Annotated in this window: 14 protein-coding genes and 1 pseudogene; 8 read left to right on the top strand and 7 right to left on the bottom strand. The window is 61.8% G+C overall.

What is annotated here, in order from left to right; all coding sequences use genetic code 11:
* Positions 1-11: 11 nt before the first annotated feature.
* From GA0004734_RS24530 to GA0004734_RS24515, 3 genes are all read left to right on the top strand, one after another.
* Positions 12-2981 (top strand): Tn3 family transposase, encoded by a 2970-nt coding sequence (locus GA0004734_RS24530; RefSeq protein ID WP_003501156.1) that lies wholly within the window; start codon positions 12-14, stop codon positions 2979-2981.
* 293 nt (positions 2982-3274) lie between these two features.
* Complete coding sequence (locus GA0004734_RS24520; protein WP_092938661.1) at positions 3275-4228, top strand: DUF1403 family protein; 954 nt, start codon at positions 3275-3277, stop codon at positions 4226-4228.
* Between the two features lie 2 nt (positions 4229-4230).
* Positions 4231-4920 (top strand): SMC-Scp complex subunit ScpB, encoded by a 690-nt coding sequence (locus GA0004734_RS24515; protein WP_092938659.1) that lies wholly within the window; start codon positions 4231-4233, stop codon positions 4918-4920.
* Between the two features lie 313 nt (positions 4921-5233).
* On the opposite strand, the gene GA0004734_RS24510 is transcribed toward GA0004734_RS24515, so the two are convergent.
* Genes GA0004734_RS24510 through blh form a run of 5 tightly spaced genes read right to left on the bottom strand, consistent with a single transcriptional unit; the run spans position 5234 to position 8472 of the window.
* Positions 5234-6004, bottom strand: a complete 771-nt coding sequence (locus tag GA0004734_RS24510; RefSeq protein ID WP_175386688.1) for a sulfite exporter TauE/SafE family protein — start codon at positions 6002-6004, stop codon at positions 5234-5236.
* Positions 6001-6432 carry a YeeE/YedE family protein gene (locus GA0004734_RS24505; protein WP_092938655.1) on the bottom strand — a complete coding sequence of 144 codons (432 nt, stop codon included), beginning with the start codon at positions 6430-6432 and terminating at the stop codon, positions 6001-6003. Before GA0004734_RS24505 ends, GA0004734_RS24510 begins: the two co-directional genes overlap by 4 nt.
* Entirely contained in the window at positions 6429-6839 is a 411-nt protein-coding gene (locus tag GA0004734_RS24500; protein WP_092938653.1) for a YeeE/YedE family protein, read from the bottom strand. The genes GA0004734_RS24505 and GA0004734_RS24500 overlap by 4 nt, the downstream gene beginning before the upstream one ends.
* Entirely contained in the window at positions 6836-7183 is a 348-nt protein-coding gene (bigR, locus tag GA0004734_RS24495; RefSeq protein ID WP_092938651.1) for a sulfite-sensing transcriptional repressor BigR, read from the bottom strand. The genes GA0004734_RS24500 and bigR overlap by 4 nt, the downstream gene beginning before the upstream one ends.
* Positions 7174-8472, bottom strand: a complete 1299-nt coding sequence (gene blh / locus GA0004734_RS24490; protein ID WP_092938649.1) for a bifunctional sulfur transferase/dioxygenase Blh — start codon at positions 8470-8472, stop codon at positions 7174-7176. The genes bigR and blh overlap by 10 nt, the downstream gene beginning before the upstream one ends.
* A 415-nt stretch (positions 8473-8887) precedes the next feature.
* Between blh and GA0004734_RS24485 the strand changes: the two genes are divergently transcribed.
* Entirely contained in the window at positions 8888-9400 is a 513-nt protein-coding gene (locus GA0004734_RS24485) for a hypothetical protein (RefSeq protein ID WP_092938647.1), read from the top strand.
* A 26-nt stretch (positions 9401-9426) separates the two neighbouring features.
* On the top strand, positions 9427-10011 hold the full coding sequence (locus tag GA0004734_RS24480) for a hypothetical protein (protein ID WP_139056345.1): 585 nt from the start codon (positions 9427-9429) through the stop codon (positions 10009-10011).
* 331 nt (positions 10012-10342) lie between these two features.
* On the opposite strand, the gene GA0004734_RS24475 is transcribed toward GA0004734_RS24480, so the two are convergent.
* Positions 10343-11344, bottom strand: coding sequence for an SIS domain-containing protein (locus GA0004734_RS24475; RefSeq protein ID WP_175386686.1), 1002 nt, complete (start codon positions 11342-11344; stop codon positions 10343-10345).
* Here GA0004734_RS24475 and GA0004734_RS26820 point away from each other — a divergent pair.
* Together GA0004734_RS26820 and GA0004734_RS26620 are read left to right on the top strand one after the other, a co-directional pair.
* A pseudogene (locus GA0004734_RS26820) lies at positions 11238-11870 on the top strand (PfkB family carbohydrate kinase); the annotation flags it as partial. The gene GA0004734_RS24475 and the pseudogene GA0004734_RS26820 sit on opposite strands and share 107 nt — an antisense overlap.
* Before the next feature lie 284 nt (positions 11871-12154).
* Positions 12155-12448: a PfkB family carbohydrate kinase gene (locus GA0004734_RS26620; RefSeq protein WP_245292638.1), complete on the top strand. Its 294-nt coding sequence runs from the start codon at positions 12155-12157 to the stop codon at positions 12446-12448.
* On the opposite strand, the gene GA0004734_RS24465 is transcribed toward GA0004734_RS26620, so the two are convergent.
* Entirely contained in the window at positions 12430-13536 is a 1107-nt protein-coding gene (locus GA0004734_RS24465) for a LacI family DNA-binding transcriptional regulator (protein ID WP_092938639.1), read from the bottom strand. The genes GA0004734_RS26620 and GA0004734_RS24465 overlap by 19 nt on opposite strands.
* A 274-nt stretch (positions 13537-13810) precedes the next feature.
* Here GA0004734_RS24465 and GA0004734_RS24460 point away from each other — a divergent pair, with 274 nt between their 5' ends.
* Complete coding sequence (locus GA0004734_RS24460) at positions 13811-14698, top strand: transporter substrate-binding domain-containing protein (RefSeq protein WP_092938637.1); 888 nt, start codon at positions 13811-13813, stop codon at positions 14696-14698.
* Positions 14699-14722: the final 24 nt, after the last annotated feature.

The following is a 14722-nucleotide window of genomic DNA, read 5'->3' as shown; positions in this document are numbered from 1 at the left end:
GACCGTGGCTGATGGCGTTTCTCGATGAGCAATCGCGTGCCGTTTTATTCGAACCACCCGAAGCTTATGAAGATGCGCAAGCGCGCTATGCACTGACTTCCGAGGATATTGTCTTCGTCAAGGAACATCGCCGGTCGCATAATCGGCTTGGCTTTGCGATCCAACTCGCACTGGTGCGTGATCTGGGCCGTCTGCTGCGAATAGGCGAAGTTCCACCTCAGGCGGTTGTCTCTGTTGTCGCCGACCAGCTGGGCATCGACCCTGCAGTGTTCGAGTTCTACGCCCAGCGCGACGAAACGCGCCGGGAACACGCGCGCGAGATCGTCTCTGCACTGGAGCTTCAGCCTGTCCGGACGAGTGACTATCGCGAGTTGATAACGGCGGCGGCACGCGAGGCGGCGGCCACTGAACAAGGTGCGCCGATCGCCAAGGCCGTGATCGAAGCCTTGAAGGAACGAAAGTTGCTCGTTCCTATGCCGGAGCTGCTGATCCGTCTGGCACTGGCCGGCCGGGCGGCGGCGCGTCGACAAGCCTATCGCGAATTGATCCGGGATCTGGAGCAGCCTTCGATCGAGGCGCTTGATCAGCTCCTCGCTGAGCGGGCCGGCGATCGGAGCCACCTTGGCTGGATTGCGGAAGCACCTGAAGGGGCGAAGCTGAAGAACCTCAAAGGCTTGATCGCCCGCCTCGAGGTATTGCGCTCAGCCGCCATTCCCGACGACCGTCGCAAGACGATCCATGCCAATCGCTACGGCATCATCGCCAGGGATGCACGCATTCTGCATGCCCGGGAGATACGACGCCTGACATCCGAACGTCGCTACGCCACGCTGGCCGCCTTCGTCATCGAGAGACAGGCGTCGATCACCGACCTGACGATCGACATGTTCTGCAAAATGATTGGGAGCAACCGCCGCAAGGCCGAGATCAGCCGCACGGAACGCCGGCTAAAAGAGGCCGAGGTTCTTGATGGGGTGGCGCTTGAGCATCTCAAGCTCGGCGAGGCGCTTCTGGCCGCTCGTGCGAGCAAAACCGATCTTGCATCGGCGATCGCAGCCTCCCTCGGCTGGGACGGATTGGTCGCCAGCATGGCGGCAGCCAGATCTGTCGTCCACCCTGATCGCAGTAACGAATTCGACGAGCTCATCAAGCGGCACAAATCGTTGCGCAAGCTGGGCAGACTGATGTTCCGCACGTTCTCGTTCCGGTCGTTTCGTGCTGATGATCCGATCCTTGTAGCAGTGGACCATCTGCGCGCGCTCTATGGCGGCCGGAAATTGCCGGCGCAGGTGCCGCTCGCCTTTCTGACCCGCAAATGGCGACGCTGCGTGCGCCCGAACAGTGCCGATATCGACCTGCGCGCCTGGGAAGTGGCGGTCCTCGTTCACCTGCGAGAGCGTCTGAGGGCCGGTGACATCTGGGTCGAAGGCAGCCGGGCATGGCGCAGTTTCGAGGATTATCTTCTGCCTCGGCCGATCTTCGAGCTGATGCGCGCCGAGGGGCGGCTCGGGCTCGCACTCCCCGACAGCTTTGCCGAATGGCGAGCAGAACGGACCGCCACGCTCGATGCGAAGCTGAAAGAGCTGGCAAAGGCGGCGGCTGCCAATGCTATTCCGGATGCAGCGATTTCCGACAAGGGCCTGTCGATCTCGCCGATCCGCGAGGAGGAGCGCGACAGCATCGTCGCGCTCAGCCGCCGACTATATGTTCTGGTGCCACGGATCAGGATCACCAGCCTGCTTGCCGAGGTGCAAAGCTGGACCAAATTCCTCGACAGCTTCACGCATTATCGTACCGGTGAGACGGCAAACGACGAGGCAGCGCTGATGGCAGCGATCCTTGCCGACGCCACCAATGCCGGAGCCGAACGTATGGCGGAAAGCTCACGCGGCGTCACGATCCACCAGATGATGCTGATGGTGGACAGGCATATGCGATCGGAAACCTACGCCACGGCGACCGCCGTGCTGGTCGATGCGCAGCAGGCCCATCCCTTTGCCGCGATCTGGGGTGACGGCCATATCTCCTCCTCGGACGGACAGTTCTTTCCGGCTGGCGGGCGTGGCGAAGCCAGCCTCGACTACAATGCAAAATACGGCAAGCGACCGGGGGCGTCGATCTATGGCTTCCTATCCAACCGTTTTGCTTCCTTCTTCTCCCGCATGATCCAGGCATCCGAGGGCGAAGCCCCCTACGTTCTCGACGGCCTCCTTCACAACGAAAGCTCCGTCGAAATCTATGAGCACGCAACCGATACCGCTGGCGCCACCGAAACGACGTTCTCCATGTTCCACGCCTTTGGCTACAGGCTCATTCCCCGTATCCGCAATCTCGGCAATCGCAGGCTCTTTGTCATTGATCGCGATCCGGCTTACGAACCGCTCGACGCGCTGATCGCTGGAACCGTCAACATGGATGTCGTCGAGCACCACTGGGATGAGGTCTTGCGGCTGAAGGCTTCGATCGCTGCAGGTTTGGTGCCGCCTTCCGTCATCCTCAAGAAGCTGGCAGCGTCGCCGCGACAAAACCGGCTGAACCAGGCCCTGCGCGAAATGGGCCGGATAGAACGCTCGATCTTCATCTGCGACTGGCTGCTCGATACGAAACTGCGCCGCAGATCGCATGCGATCCTCAACAAGGGTGAAAGCCGTCATGCTCTCGCACGCGCCATCTTCCTCCACCAGCTCGGCGAATTGCGCAACCGCGTCGCCGAAACCATGGCTTACCGCGCGTCCGGTCTTAACCTCGTCGTCAACGCCATCATCCTGTGGAACACTGTCTATCTCAGCCGTGCTGTCGATTATATCAGCAGTCAGGGTATTATCATTCCGGACGAGCTGCTCTCCCAGGTCGCACCACTACCATGGGCGCATATCGCGCTCACCGGCGACTACCTCTGGAACGAAATTGACCGACCCCTCGAACGCTTCAGGCCAATCCGGGCTAACCGCTTCAATCCAAACAACTTCAAATTCCCTTAGCGTGTATTAATGTAGAAATGCCCACGGAGCCCCAGGTCGGCGTCACCAAGCGCTGCGGGTTCGGCCGACAGCGACGCCCCCGTAATATCATTCGAAGCCGCCGTCCTGTCAGACGTCGCTGGGCTCTCCTCGACGTGGATATTGGCATTTTGCTCGATGATTTGCGCCATTTCTCTATAATGACATGAACGTCCGATAATGCAAGATTATCGGACGTCTGTTGACAACGACGGTCTGTGCGGATCAGGCGGTGTGGGATAGCATCATCCGCACATCCGTTCTATGCTTATCACATGGATTCGCGCATCATCCCGACCGTTTCTTCACCTGCTCAGAGCTTCGTCCTGCCGTCATGGTCGGCATCGTTGCGGTCTGCCGGGACGGAAAGCGACGCAGCCTTCTCGGCCGGCATCGCCCTGAAAACACTGGACGATCTGGTTCGCACCGAACCGGTCTGGAGCGGGTGCTGGCGCGCGCGGTTAGCGCTCCGATCTGCCGCTGCCGCCGTGCGCCTGACGGGGCGCACCGAGGGGGAAGCCGAACTGCGGGATGCCGTGCTGATGTCGTCGGATGCCGGTGATCCCGGTCCGGCCGGAAACGTCTATTCCGCCTACCGGACGCTCGGCGCCCGCAAGGGTCCCGTGAACACGGCAATCCTGAAAGAACTCGCCACGTTGTTGTCGCTCCGCTGGGACGATCCTCTGGCCGGGGTCGTCGATCTGCTCGATGGCGCGCTGCAGTCGTCCCGATCCGCGCCCTTTGCCGCGGCCGATCTCGTCTCAGCCATCCATGCCGTTCGCCCGGATGCCGAACGCCTGGCCTGGGCGCTTGCCGACGGTTTGATGGCGCAGCGGCTCGGCTGGACACAGCCTGTGTTTCTCCTGATGGCGCAGCGAAGCGGACCCGCCTTCCGTACGCTTGGCGGCCGCGGGCGGGTGCGTCCGGGCGAGCCAGGTTTTGCGCGTGCGGTGTGTCTGGCGCTGGTCGAGGGTGCGGGAACCGCTTTGCAGTCGGCGAGCGAGATCGATCGGCGCGCCCGGCAGCTCATGATCGTCGCGCCAAAACTGCGCACGAAAGGCGGGGAGGGCGTGATCCACCGGTTGCTGGAAGAGGATGCGGTATCGGCGTCCGCTCCGGGCGCGGATCTCTCGCGCTGGGCCAGTCGGCGCATGTTCGAGCGGCTGGAGGCCTCCGGTGCTGTGCGGGAGCTGTCCGGCCGCAGCACGTTTCGGATCTACGGGCTGTGACGATGGCGGGCGCAAGTACAGGCTCCCGCCGAGGCACCGGGAAACGGGACGATGATCGCGCCTTCGACCAAGAGCTTGAGGACCTGCCGCCAGCGTTGCGTTGGCGGGAATGGATGATGCGGGTCGAGGCGGTGATCTTTGCCTCCGCGGAACCCGTCACACGCGAAACGCTGGCCCGCGTCGTCGGCAGGGACTGCGCCATCGATCTCTTGATCGACGATCTGCGCGAGGATCTGACCGGTCGGCCCTATGAGCTCGTTTCCGTGGCCGGTGGCTGGCAACATCGCACCCGCGGCGTCTATGCCGATGCCATTCGCGCCTCCACGGCACAGACGCGGTCCCTGGCGGCTGCCCTTTCCCGGAACGAAGCAACGGTCCTGATGGCAATCGCCTATCTCCAGCCCGTCACGCGAAGCGAGCTGTCGAAGACCTTCGGCAAGGAGATCAGCCGCGACACGATCGCAAGCCTGCGCAGCGCCGGCTTGATCGCCTCCGGGCCGCGTAGCCCGAAGCCGGGCGCACCTTACACCTACGTGACCACCCGGCATTTCCTCTCGGCCTTCGGCATGGAGACGCTGCAGGACCTGCCGGACGTGGAGATGCTGGAGGATGCGGGGCTGATGCAGGGGCAGGGGACCGATGTGGCACTGCCGTTCGACAGCGTTGAGGAGGCCGACGTGGACGAGGCGTAATGGGAATGCTTGCAATCGTGTTATGCGGTTTGATCTCAATTCTGGCCAGACGTCTGAGTCGCGCGGCGACATCCCATGCACGGCAACTCCCGACATTGCGGCTATAGCAGAACTCCGTATTCTGCGAAGTCGCAGAAGCCGGGAAAACAAGTGTGTTTCTAAGCGGGAGTTTTGCGACAAGCGAAAAGCCGAGTTCGCCCGAAGCGACCTTTGGATTTACGAATAGTCGGGAAGGAGCTTGGCGATACTGCCTTCGAACGGCGATTGAGATGCAAGATAAGGTAGGCGAGCGATCTATCCCGCGGCCCAATCGTCAAAGTCCCCAATTGCGGTACAGGATGTAACCGGCGACCGCGAAGATGAGCGCAGCAAACAGCCGGTTCAGGATGTTTTTGTAACTGCTGAGCCGTGTGGCGAGCAGCATCCCGATCACGCCACCGACAATGCCTCCCCCGATGAACTCGGCGGCGAGCCGCAAATCGACGAAGCCGGAGCTGGCGTAGTTCAGTGCGGTGGCCATTCCAAACGCACCCACGGCCAGGAGAGACGTGCCGATCGCGTTGATCATCGGCATTCCTGTAGCCAACATCAGCCCCGGAACGATCAGGAAGCCGCCGCCGATGCCGAAAAAGCCGGAAACAGCGCCGGCGGTGAGCGCAACGCCTGCAGTGATCGCGCACATCCTGAGATCGACCGGCCGGCTTCCTGCCGAAGCCGGCTTGCCCGGCTTCAGCATCACGACGCCGACGACCATCATCAGAATTCCGAACAGGAAAATCAGACGGTCTCCGTTCATCGCCTTGCCAAGGCTGGAGCCGCCAAGGGCACCAAGGACGCCGAGCGCCGAAAAGACGACCGCACACCGCCACCAGACGTGACCCTTTATCGCATGGCTTGCGAAGTTAGCGAACGCGTTCACGGATACAGCAAGCGCGCCCGTTCCGATGGCGATATGAGGCTGACTGACGCCAACAACGTAAAGAAGCAGTGGAGTGGCTAGGATCGAGCCGCCGCCGCCGAGCAGGCCGAGCATGAAGCCCACAATCCCGCCGGAGCCGACTGCTGCAAGCATTGAGGTGCTCATGTCTGCCTGCCCCAGCCTCTGTCATGCAAGCTCATTCCGACCAGCATGGCAATAACGAACAGAGCTATCTGCGGAATGCCGACAGACAGAGACGCGACTGCCGGCCCGGGACAGAAGCCACCGATACCCCAGCCCAGGCCGAACAAGGCCGAGCCGATAACGAGCGGAGCGTCAATCCGACGGTTCGTCGGCAGATGGAAGTTGTCATCGAAGGCCGGATGGAGCATCCGCTTCGTCACCTGGACGCCGACGAAGGCGACGACGGAGGCTCCACCAAGAACGAAGGCAAGGCTTGGATCCCAAGCGCCGAAGATGTCGAGGAAACCTTGGACACGAGCCGGACTCAGCATGCCGGAGAGCGACAGGCCCAAACCAAACACAATGCCGGAGAGGAGAGCGGCGCCGAACTGGTAGATGTTCCTATTCATATCTCAAGACTACGCAGGACTGCGACAGCGACCACGCCGGCCGTCAGGAAGGTGGCGACGGCGACCATGGAACGCGGGGACAGGCGCGCGAGACCAAGCACGCCGTGGCCGCTGGTGCAGCCCGATCCCATGCGCGATCCGAAGCCGACCAGCAGTCCAGCGACGATGGTCAACGGCCAGCCGGTGGTGATCTCAACCGTCGGCCAGCCGCCGAACACGAACAGGTATGTGAGGGGCCCGAGTAACAGTCCGAGCACGAAGGCAAGATTGGCTGGCAATCCGACGCCTTGGGCGAGACGCCCGACGATCCCGCTGATCCCCGCAATCCGGCCGTTGAGGAGCAGGAGCATGACGGCGGACGCGCCGATGAGCATTCCCCCGGCCAATGAGGTGAGATATGCGCTCATTTGACTTCCTTCGCGCAGAAGATGTCATAGAGGGCGGCAACCAGCAGGGCGGCCCTTTCCTCCGTTAGGCAATAGAAGATCTGTTTCCCCTCACGCCGCGTTTGAACGATCCCGGAGTTGCGCAGCACGGTGAGGTGCTGCGACAGATGCGGCTGGTGGATGTCGACCTTCTCTTCAAGCTCGCCGACTGAAAACTCCCCTTCCACAAGCGTGCAGACGATCATCAGACGCGCCTGGTGCGAAAGCGTCTTCAAGAGGTTGGCAACTTCTCCGGCCCGGGTGGCCATCTCGACAGGAGAAAGTCCAGCCTTCAGCATAGTTTTCAGGTCGGTGGTCATGCCCATGCTGCTACCTGTAATGCGTCGACCGGAAACCTGAGGTAGCGCTTGCCGTTGGGTTCCGGCTCCGGCAGCCGCCCGCCGCGGATGTTCACCTGCAGGGCATGCAGGATGAGCTTGGGCATCGGCAGCGTCTTGTCGCGCTTTGTCCTCAACGCCACGAAGTCTTCTTCCGTCAGCCCGGCAAGATGCGGGTTGAACGTCTTCTGGTCGGCCACCGTGCTTTCCCAGCGAGGTTCCCGCCCGTCCGGCTGGTAGTCGTGGCCCGTGAAGATCCTTGTCTCGTCCGGGAGGGCCAGAATTTTCTCTATCGACCTCCATAGGTCACGAGCATCACCGCCGGGAAAATCGGCGCGCGCGGTGCCACCGTCGGGCATGAAGAGCGTGTCGTGCACAAAGGCTGCGTCACCGATCACATAGGTGATGGAGGCAGGCGTGTGTCCCGGAGAAAACAACACTTTCGTATCGATGCAACCGATCTTGAAGGTCTCGCCATTGGCAAACAACCGGTCCCACTGAGATCCGTCGATTGCAAGCTCAGGCCAGTTGTAGATGCCCTTCCACAGCTTCTGAACATCTACGACGCGCTCGCCGATGGCCGTCCGCGCGCCGGTCTTGTCTTTGAGATACTGGGCGGCCGAGAGGTGATCGGCATGCGGATGGGTGTCGAGGATCCACTCCACGGTCAGCCCCTCATTACAGATATATGCGAAGATGGCGTCGGCGTTGATGGTCGCGATGGCCCCGGCCTTCTCGTCAAAGTCGAGCACAGGATCGATAATGGCGCATTTGCGGGTCTCGGGGTCGAATACAACGTACTGGATGCTGCAGGTGCGCTTGTCGAAGAAGCCCTTCACCTGCGGCCGTCGCGCGGCTTGGTTCTCCAGCCAGCGCGCAGCACCGCTGGTGTCGAAGCTGCGGCTACGTCCGAAATCAACGACCTCGTCGGCCGACATGCGACCGTCAAGAACCTCGCCGATCAGATAAAGGCTGAGGGATCGTGTTCCAGACTTGCAATGGGCGAGCACGGGTCCTTCGGAGTTGTCGATCGCGCGCTGAAACGCACGCACATCTGCCTCGGTGATCGAGTCGAGTATGACCGGAATGAATACGTAGGACAGGTCGCAGTGTTGGGCGGCCTGGCGTTCACGCTGCGTTCCAGGCTGGTCAGAATCCTCGTTTTCCGGTCGGTTGTTGATGAGTGTCTTGAACCCCCTGTCTCTCAGCGACTGGATGCCATCGAGGCTCGGCTGAGGTGAGATCGACAGCTTTCCGGATATTTCGACAGCAGGCATCATGAACTCCACGAGTTTTAATATACGTTATATTATTATATATTATTAGAGTGTCAAGACGTCGTGGTACCGTCTCCATTTTACAGTCGGTTCTGCTAGGGCCTGTTAGCGCCCGATCCAACCACGAGCGGCTGTGAGGCAGAGAACGCCAAGGAAGCTGGAGACGATGCTGTCAAAGCGTCGCAACTCTCCAAAACTTGCGACAAAATCAGCGACATTGAATTTTTTCCAGACAATTGATGTCGCAAAAACCGGTCGCAAAGAGCTAGCATTCACGACCGACTTTTGCGAAGGGCCTGGATAACCGGAAGTGACCCGTCCGAACCGTTCTACAATTGCTCGTCCACTCCCGTAGGCTGCCGTTCACTTTCTCCCTTCGTTGCCAAGCCTCGTGTATCGGGAGCCACCGCGCCACATGTCCTATCGCACCATCTTCCCGCATCTTGCAGCGGCAGCCATCTTTCTTCTTGCTCCGCCACCTGCCTTCGCAGAGGAGCCGGCCTTGCCGCCAGGTGCTGAGACCGCGGGTAACGCGCTGCCCAGCGCAATCATGCTACGTGCGGCACCCCTGATGCAGGCGGGCAGGGGAGACGAGGCGACGTTCTGGTTCTATGCCGGACAACTTCGCTGGCGCTCACGCCTGAACGCCAGCCCAGCTCAGGACCCGACCGGCGAACCCGCTCTGTTTTCGTCGCTGTTCGAGACACTCGGGCCGCCCGTCAATGGTTGGGCCTTCGGCGACATCCCCAAGCTCCAGCGGACGATCGACGTCGTGCTCCTTTGGGACGTCCGTTATCCCGATCCTTCGCTGGATCCTGCCGTACACGAGCGGATGCGGGCAGGACTGACGGCCCTTCGCGACGAGATCGGGCGAGAAGCGGACATGATCAGAGCCGAGCGCGCCTCAAAGGGTTTGGAGAACCGATGATGCTGCGCTTACGGAGCTCCATCGACATGGGCCGTTTGTCCCGCCTGCTGCTCGCATCCACGATGCTGCTTGCCATCTCCGGGTCCGCATCGGCGCAGGATGGGCCTGTCGCGGATCCGTTGCGCAGCGGTCTGGAGGGCGCACTGCGCGGCTGCGAGATTTGGGTCCTCGACCCGTCAAGCTGGCTGAACGATCCGGCGCGCTTCCTCGCGGCCATCGATCTTGGTGGCGCGGTGTTCGAGACCGAGAGCCTGCCGGAGCCGCTCTTCCCACCCGAGCCCTTCCGGCGCGGCAACCGGTACTGGCGGATCAATGTCGGACCCAACGAGGGTTACGCGCTGGTGGTCTCGCGCGACATTCCGATGTGCCACATCACGGGCGGCGGCGGGGCCGACTTCCAGCCGGCGGCCGAAGCGGTGGCCGCCTCGCCGGACGTCTCCGATCGCTGGGAGCGCATCGGCGAGGAGCACCGAGAGGGCCGGGTCTCGACCTTCTTCCGACTGCGCAAGGAGCCAAAGCTGGCACTGGTCCTCAGCCGTGCCGATGAACCGGGTGCACGTCGCGACCGCCCCCAGGTGATCGTCACCGTGACCTACGACCTTGGTCGCTGAGGCGACGCAGGTTCGTCCGGCCACGTGGTGGAAATGGCCACACAAAAACCTCACCGCCCGGTGGGATCGGTCCCAAATGGCGCAGGACACGGTCATAGTGCGGGTCACGCGGCGGGTAGCGCCACTCACCATGTCCGACAACGGACCCGTCTTCAATTTTCCCTCGCAGCCATAGGACCAGCGTGCCATCGGGCTCGCGATGCGCTGAGCCGATCGACGCCTCCGCGTAAGGAGGCGCCGGCGCATGCGCCTGCGAACTCGCTCGCCCGTTGGCGGACGCCGCCAACGCTTCCAGTACAGCATAGCCCGTCCGCCGTTTGAGACCGACCTCTTAATAATCGCTGATTTTCTTCATGTAGCGGCGGGCTTCCAGCATTGTCTGATCGCGGAGATCGGCAAGCTTGTAGGCGAATTTCCAGAGGGCATCGAAGAATATCAGGGGAACGAGATAGCCCTGGAATTGCGGGTCGATCCCGTCGAGGTCGAGATCGGCAGCGTCGAGGACGAGGACGTTATTCCTGTCTCCGAACCGATACAGGAAGTCGCGCGTGCGCTCTTCGAGCCGACGGGTTTCGTCAAGGCCCATCATGGTGATGAAGCAGGCGTTCTCGTCGACCACCTCGAAGGGTCCGTGGAAGAACTCGTTGGCGTGGATGGCCTGTGAATTGATCCACTGCATCTCCATGAGAACGCAGATCGCAAACGAATAGGCTGCGCCGTAATTGGCGCCGCTCGCCGTGGTGTAGATCACCGGACGGTCCTTGAAGCGCTCGGCAAAGGTTGTGAAGAGGTCCGCGTAGCGGATATGGGCCTTGTCGATCGCCGGCTGGAGATGTCCGAGGCTTTTCAGCAGCGACGGCAGATAGTCGGTACCGTCGGCGATGTTCACGAGGCCCGCGAGGAGCATGTAGAGTACACCATAATTGCTGTCCGCCGCATCGATCGCCACGCCGGTTGTGTAGGACGCCTGATACTGAAGAACATGATCGGCCGCTTCGGCCAGCGGCGATGCCGGATCCAGCGTCATGCCGATGACGGTGGCGCCCTTGGCCTTGGCATGCTGTGCGGCACGAACGGTCTCGCGCGTCGTCCCCGTCTGCGAGCAGAGAATCACGATGGAGTGGGCATCGAGCGTCAGCGGATCGCGGCAGACGAATTCGTCGCCATTGTAAACGTCCGACGTGATGCGCCGGGAATGACGATCCAGGAAATACTTGCCCGGATGCATGATCGACAGCGACCCGCCGCAGGCGACGAGAAAGACCTGTCGAACGGTTCTTGAACCCAAGGCGGCAAGCGTGGCGGCGATATCAGCGTTTACGGCAGTTTTCATCATATCCTCGGTCTGTCTCGGCGCCACACCGGCACCTGCTGAAGGCAGCTGTCGCCAACCTGCCACCGGACACGACGAGGCTATGGCCGCCGGAATGCGCCGAGGCAGCGTCTCGCAATGTCGGGTCAGGCCCGCGTTGACAGCTTTCGACCAATGTGCGAACGTTCTCACATCAAGTCAATCGGAAAGATGCGCGATGATCAAAATTGCTGCGATGGGCGACAACGTCGTGGACTGCTATATCTCGAAGCGCCAGATGTTTCCGGGTGGAAACTGCCTGAACCTCTCCATCTTCATCCGCCGGTTCGGCGGGCAGTCGGCCTATATCGGCGCAATCGGGAAAGACGAAGCGGGTGCCGTGATCAAAGCGGCACTGCAGACGGAAGGGGTGGATCTCGCCCGGTTGCGAGTGCTGGACGGCCCGACAGCCTACTGCATCATCGGCCATCGCGATGCCGACCGCATCTTCGTCCGCGCCGACCTCGGCGTCTCGATGTTTGCGCCGGACCCGGCGGATATCGCCTGGCTCTCCACATTTTCCGCCGTTCACATCGGGCAATCCAGCGGTCTCGATGCGCATGTCCCCCAGGCCGCCGGCCAGACGCGTTTGTCCTACGACTTCTCCACGCGCCGGGATGCCGACCACCGCAAGGCCATCGCACCGTTTTGTTTTCTGGCATCCGTTTCTGCCGGCGATCTCGACCGTGCCGAGGCGCTCGCGATCGCTCAGGAGCTCAGAGGAACCCAGGACCTCGGCGGAGCCGGGAAGGTGCGGGGGCCGGGGAGGTGCGGGGACCAGGAGCGACGTGGGTGCTGGTCACGCGGGGCGGCGCCGGTGCGCTGCTTCTGGGGCCTGCAGGTCTCTTCGAGGTCGCGGCGTCGCCGGCCGAACTGGTCGATACGCTCGGGGCGGGCGATACCTTTATTGCCCGGACACTCTACGGGCTTGTGGCCGGAGAAGCGCCGGACGTCTTGCTGAAGGCGGCCGCCGATGCCGCCGCTGATACCTGCCGATACGTCGGCGCCGTTGGCCATGGGGCGCCTATCGCGCTGACGGGCGATGTTCCCGAACTTCGGCCGGCACGTCAGGCGTCGATGGCCTGAGGTGCGGACACGGATCCGCGAAGCGCCAGCGTGTGCGTCAGCACGTGATGCTGTTCTGCGCTATCCTCCCCGCCGATGCGCGACAGGATCAGGCGCGCAGCGGCTTGGCCCATCTCCGTCAGTGGCTGGGCGATGGCGGTGATGCCGGGCTTGAGAAATCGCATCCAGTCGAGATCGTCGAAGCAGATCAGGGAAAGAGCATCAGGAAGGCTGAGGTCGAGTGATGTGATGGCGTCCATCGCAACGGCCGACATCAGCCCATCGGCCGTGAACAGTGCGGTCGGCCGGTCGGCGCGCTGCAGCAGCTTCATCGTGGCCGCACGTGCGGCCGAACCAGAGTAGGTTCCGGCCCGTCCGATCAGGCTGCGATCGATGCTGATCCCGTGCACGATGTGCGCTTCGATATAGCCGAACAGTCGCTGCCAGCTGGGAAACAGCGTTTCCGGGTCAATGGAACCGGCGACAACGCCATCGACGAACGCCTCCATGTCACCGAACTCGAAACGCTCTAGTTCCGCGATCATGCCGATCCGACGGTGCCCCGCAGCTATCAGCCGGCCGATGCTATCGCGAGCCGCGTGCCGGTTGTCGAGCGTTACCGAATCGGCGGCGAGCCCGGCGACTCGGCGGTCGATCTGGACGATGGGGCATCCGGAGGCCGCAGCGTCATGCAAGTGCCGTGCACCCGACGTGTCGCAGGGAGCGACGATCAACCCGTCGATTTGCTTTTCGAGGAGTAGCTGAACGGCCTCGATTTCGCGTTCCAGCCGTTCGTCGCTGTTTGTCAGAAGCACGCCAAAGCCTTGTGCGCGCGCAACATCCGCGATGCCGCGCAGAACACTGGCATAGAACGGGCTCTGGATATCGCCAGCGACGACACCGATCGTGCGCGTCTTGCCGGTGATCAGGCTGCGTGCCAACTGATTTGCGCGGTAGCCCAGCGCTTGGGCGGCGAGGCGGACCTTTTCCTTGTTTTCGGCGCTGGTATAGCCATAGCCTCCGAGAACGCGTCCAGCCGTTGCAGTGCTGACGCCGGCATGGCGCGCCACATCGGTGATCGTCGTCTTGTCGGAACGCTTTTCTGCCATTTCTTTCTCCAAGCTGCAATTGAACGGCTGCTCACATGAGAGCCTGCTCACGTTCTGGCGTACCTTGCCTGACCTTGGAAGGACAGGCATTTCATGTCCATCTATGATGGGAATGACCCTTCCCGACACTTTGTGACTTGACGGAACCGCAAAACAAAGTCTTCCTATGAGAACGTTCGCACAATGACGGAGGGGTATCAATCCCACGGACCCAATGAGGTCGCCCGACTTGTCGGAACCTGGAGGAAGAATGACAAGAAGAAAGGGGAAGAAGATGAGATCAGAACCATCGGCCTACCTGAAGGGCTTGGCCTTCACACTGGCGCTCGTACCCGTCTTGACGGGTTTGGCTCTAGGCACTGCGTCGGCTGCCGGCATCGATCAGAAGCTGCATGATGCCGTGCCGGAGCAGTACAGGGCGAATGGGGTCAATGTCGCGGCCTTCAACGACTGGCCGCCGGACGAGTTCATCGAGAACGGCGAGCTGAAGGGCTGGAGCATCGATATGGCCAAGGCCATGTCCGCGAAGCTCGGCGTCACCTTCACCTTCACGCCCACCAGTTTCGACGCGATCATTCCGGGTCTCGCATCCAAGCGCTTCGATGCCGGTTTCTCCTCGTTCGGCGTAACCGAAGAGCGGCTGCAGGTGCTGGATTTCGTGCCGCAGCGCAATGAGGGAACGGCCTATGCATTCCTGAAGGAGAAGAACTTCGACATTCAGGCCGAAAAGGATCTCTGCGGCCACTCGATTGCCGTGATGACGGGCGCCTGGGACTTTCAGTACCTGCAGACCGTAAGCGCCGACATCTGCTTGAAGAGCGGCGCGGAGCCGATCGACCTCCAGCAGTTCACGACGCAGAACGCGGCAGAACTCGCGGTCTCCTCCGCCCGGATCGAAATGGTGGCTGCCGGCTCGGCAAAGCTCCAGTATCTGGCAAAGCAGACCGGACGCTTCGGCGTTTCGAAGCTGACGAGCAATGCCGTCTTCAACGGCATCGGAGTCAGACGCGGCGACCCTCTCGGGCCGGTGCTGCGGGATGCCTTGCAGGCGATGATCGACGATGGCTCCTACAAGGCCCTGATGGCCAAGTGGGGCGTCGATGGATCAGGGATGCTGGACGCGGCTATCCTCGTCAACGCCGCGCATCCCGCCACGAAATAGAAATCATGCCGACGACGAGGAGCC

The sequence above is a fragment of the Rhizobium sp. 9140 genome (assembly GCF_900067135.1).
Classification (GTDB): domain Bacteria; phylum Pseudomonadota; class Alphaproteobacteria; order Rhizobiales; family Rhizobiaceae; genus Ferranicluibacter.
This window is presented reverse-complemented; position numbering and strand designations above follow the sequence as displayed.

Coding starts and splice junctions, on each gene's coding strand:
- GA0004734_RS24530 (WP_003501156.1), top strand. CDS start 12: ATGGCGTTTCTCGATGAGCAATCGCGTGCCGTTTTATTCGAACCACCC.
- GA0004734_RS24520 (WP_092938661.1), top strand. CDS start 3,275: ATGGATTCGCGCATCATCCCGACCGTTTCTTCACCTGCTCAGAGCTTC.
- GA0004734_RS24515 (WP_092938659.1), top strand. CDS start 4,231: ATGGCGGGCGCAAGTACAGGCTCCCGCCGAGGCACCGGGAAACGGGAC.
- GA0004734_RS24510 (WP_175386688.1), bottom strand. CDS start 6,004: ATGAGCACCTCAATGCTTGCAGCAGTCGGCTCCGGCGGGATTGTGGGC.
- GA0004734_RS24505 (WP_092938655.1), bottom strand. CDS start 6,432: ATGAATAGGAACATCTACCAGTTCGGCGCCGCTCTCCTCTCCGGCATT.
- GA0004734_RS24500 (WP_092938653.1), bottom strand. CDS start 6,839: ATGAGCGCATATCTCACCTCATTGGCCGGGGGAATGCTCATCGGCGCG.
- bigR (WP_092938651.1), bottom strand. CDS start 7,183: ATGGGCATGACCACCGACCTGAAAACTATGCTGAAGGCTGGACTTTCT.
- blh (WP_092938649.1), bottom strand. CDS start 8,472: ATGCCTGCTGTCGAAATATCCGGAAAGCTGTCGATCTCACCTCAGCCG.
- GA0004734_RS24485 (WP_092938647.1), top strand. CDS start 8,888: ATGTCCTATCGCACCATCTTCCCGCATCTTGCAGCGGCAGCCATCTTT.
- GA0004734_RS24480 (WP_139056345.1), top strand. CDS start 9,427: ATGGGCCGTTTGTCCCGCCTGCTGCTCGCATCCACGATGCTGCTTGCC.
- GA0004734_RS24475 (WP_175386686.1), bottom strand. CDS start 11,344: ATGAAAACTGCCGTAAACGCTGATATCGCCGCCACGCTTGCCGCCTTG.
- GA0004734_RS24465 (WP_092938639.1), bottom strand. CDS start 13,536: ATGGCAGAAAAGCGTTCCGACAAGACGACGATCACCGATGTGGCGCGC.
- GA0004734_RS24460 (WP_092938637.1), top strand. CDS start 13,811: ATGAGATCAGAACCATCGGCCTACCTGAAGGGCTTGGCCTTCACACTG.